At 59.0% G+C, this 271-nt stretch carries 1 protein-coding gene; it reads right to left on the bottom strand.

Annotated features, from left to right (window positions below):
• A partial coding sequence (locus HMI57_RS18315) for a methylenetetrahydrofolate reductase (RefSeq protein ID WP_171587425.1) occupies positions 1-191 on the bottom strand: 191 nt, incomplete at its 3' end.
• Positions 192-271: the final 80 nt, after the last annotated feature.

Here is a 271-nt window from a genome sequence, read left to right as displayed (position 1 = left end):
ACCGCATCCAGCGTCGGCGCCTTGGTGGAGCCGCCAGCGCCATAGGTGACGGAGACGAAATCCGGGTTCCATTTTTTCAGCTCTTCAACCGTCTCCCAGAGGTGGGTTTCCATCTCGGGATTCTTGGGCGGGAAAAATTCGAAAGACAACCGGATATCGCCATCGCGGCGCGCGGTTTCCGACCTCAACATATCATGCCCTCCCGGAGCCAAGTAAAACCACCTCTTGCACCACATCGTCTGCCATCAGCAGCCGCTGGTCGCGGGCAACC

The organism is Arthrobacter sp. 260 (assembly GCF_013116745.1).
Classification (GTDB): domain Bacteria; phylum Actinomycetota; class Actinomycetes; order Actinomycetales; family Micrococcaceae; genus Arthrobacter_D.
Note: the sequence above shows the minus strand (reverse complement) of the source record. Positions and strands in the feature narration are given on the sequence as shown.